Raw genomic sequence first — 2,292 nt, forward strand, 5'->3', positions numbered from 1 at the left:
TGCCTTGGGCTTGCCGGCTACTACCTCGCCATGCGGAGCGGGGAAGGCCGAATATGCGGATTGGCAGCCGTTGGCGGGCAAGCAAGTCACCCTCTGGCCCGACAATGACGAGCCGGGCAGGGCTCACATGAAGACCGTGGCGGGCTTTCTGGCGAAGCTGGACCCGAGGCCCGTCGTGTCGATGATCGAACCGGGCGACCTGGACCTTGCGGTAAAGGAAGACGCCTACGATTTCATCGAGCAATGTCGGGTCGTTGTCGCGGATCCGAAAGCGGCGATCCTGGACGCCGTGAAGCGAGCAAGATCAACGGGGCCGATTGCCGACTACGAGCATCGGTTGCGACGAATCGAGTCGGGCGAACTGGCCTGCCTACCTCTCCCGTGGCCGGAACTGGCGAAGCTCACGCGGTTCGGAGCGCCGGGGCGGTTGACGGTAATTGCGGGACGGCAAGGCGCGGCCAAGTCGTTCTTCGCGCTCCAGCTTCTGCGGTACTGGCTTTGTGAGGGCATATCTGCATCGGCGTACCTGTTGGAAGGTGACGCCGGCGACCTGATGGACCGCACGCTTGCCCAGGCATCCGGCATGGCCGATGTCACCGACCTTGACTGGCAGAAAGCGAACGCATGGACAATGCGGGAACTGACCGACACACATCGCGAAGAACTGGACCGGGTGGCGGCGGCGTCGATTGTGAGCGCCGGACTCGGACTCGAAACCCTGGACGACATCGCGGCATGGATTGAGGCAGAGGCGAAAGCGGGACGGCGGGCGATCATCATCGACCCTGTTTCGGCGGCGGTTCGCAAGGGGCAGCCCTGGGTAGCGGACCCTGCGTTCGTGCGACGCGTCAAGCGGGCAGCGATTGACCATGAATGCAGCATCATTCTCGTGACCCACCTGGTGAAGGGCGCAGACGAAGGCACGCCCGACAAAGTGGCCGGTTCGGCAGCCTACGGTCGATTCTCCGATTGCGTTTTGCAGATCATGCGCCACGACAAGAAGACGAGTTTAACCAAGAGCCCCCTGGGCCGGATTGAGATTGGGCACAACCAGACCATCTACATCGAGAAAGCCCGAGCGCCGGGAACGGGCTTGCGTCTCGCTTACGATCTTACCAGCGGCCTCACGTTTCAAGAGTTCGGAGTCATTGTTGGGGGTAAACAGAAATGAGAGAACTCGGGATCGGGATCATAACGGCAGCGGGTCTGCCGGCAGAGCTTGGGGACTTATGGGTCGTGGAGGCGCTGGTCGATAGCAACGGCGCGACGAACTTCAATATCGACCGGCTGTTCAACGTTCTCGGGACGAACCATTTGCAGGTTTGTCGCGGCTGGTCAAGTGGGTACGTGCCGGTTGCTTTGGCCCACAACAGCGAGCAGGCGAGCCGGGCGGTGGAGTTCATGCGGCGAAAGCAGAAGGCACTGGCGGAGGCTGTGGTTTCTGCGAGGACCTGGTAATGAAAGCACACAGCGAAAGGAAGCGCGATCTGTTCATCGAGGGCCGGTTGCTTGGCATGGATATCCAACAAGCGTCCGAGCACGCGGGGATTTCTTCTCGGTGCGGCTACGCATGGATGAAGCAAGAGGACTTTCGCAAGCGGCTGGAGCAAGCCCGGCAAGCGATGTTTGAGGGCAACATAGCGAGCTTGAGCACCTTGACTGCCGACGTTATCCAGCGGTTGCGGCAGATCGTGAACGACGATGCGTCGCCGGCGGCGCATTGGATCAAGGTCGCGGAGCTTGTCCTGCGCGAGGGCAGGGCTTCTGAGGCGGCGGCGATCCGCGAGCGAATGGACGAAATCGAACGGCTCTTGCGTGTGAAGGACGGTGGCGAATGAGGCGGCGGTTGGAGCGGATCGAGCAGCGCCTCCAGCGCATCCGGCAGCGCATGGGCAAAGACCGGACGCAGCAAGACATTGAGCGATTCTTTGTGACCGGGCAGTTGCCCGAATCCGAACCGGCCCGGAGCTTCGCCTTGTTGACGCAGGCGTTCGATCGCGTGGTTGATGCGTCTATCGGTGGTGGCGAAAATTACGACAGCGCCGTTGACGCCTACCAGCGGGCGCTGGAGCAGTACAACAATGCTGTTTGTGGAGTGTCTCTATGAAGGATTACCAGCAGCGGATTTTATCCGCAATCGCCGATTTCCAGATGGGCAAGCGTAAGGCGCGACGTAAGGGCGGGGGCGTGTTCGGCAAGAATCGGCCTTTTCGTGGCGGCAAGGTTGGTATGCAGCAGATCAAGAATCAGCAGGTGAACAAGTGACCTTTTCTCGCGAGCTATCCCGTTGGT

General features: G+C 61.0%; 5 protein-coding genes. All 5 read left to right on the forward strand.

Annotated features, from left to right (window positions below; all coding sequences use genetic code 11):
- The coding region (locus PLL20_22165; protein HPD32705.1) for an AAA family ATPase at positions 1 to 1,171 on the forward strand (1,171 nt) is incomplete at its 5' end.
- Positions 1,168 to 1,458 (forward strand): hypothetical protein, encoded by a 291-nt coding sequence (locus PLL20_22170; protein HPD32706.1) that lies wholly within the window; start codon positions 1,168 to 1,170, stop codon positions 1,456 to 1,458. The genes PLL20_22165 and PLL20_22170, both read left to right, overlap by 4 nt.
- Positions 1,458 to 1,838, forward strand: coding sequence for a hypothetical protein (locus PLL20_22175; GenBank protein HPD32707.1), 381 nt, complete (start codon positions 1,458 to 1,460; stop codon positions 1,836 to 1,838). Before PLL20_22170 ends, PLL20_22175 begins: the two co-directional genes overlap by 1 nt.
- Positions 1,835 to 2,107: a hypothetical protein gene (locus tag PLL20_22180; protein ID HPD32708.1), complete on the forward strand. Its 273-nt coding sequence runs from the start codon at positions 1,835 to 1,837 to the stop codon at positions 2,105 to 2,107. The genes PLL20_22175 and PLL20_22180 overlap by 4 nt, the downstream gene beginning before the upstream one ends.
- The gene (locus tag PLL20_22185) at positions 2,104 to 2,265 is read left to right on the forward strand and encodes a hypothetical protein (protein HPD32709.1); all 162 of its coding nucleotides are present in this window, start codon (positions 2,104 to 2,106) and stop codon (positions 2,263 to 2,265) included. Before PLL20_22180 ends, PLL20_22185 begins: the two co-directional genes overlap by 4 nt.
- Positions 2,266 to 2,292 lie beyond the last annotated feature (27 nt).

The sequence above is a fragment of the Phycisphaerae bacterium genome (assembly GCA_035384605.1).
Lineage (GTDB): Bacteria > Planctomycetota > Phycisphaerae > UBA1845 > PWPN01 > JAUCQB01.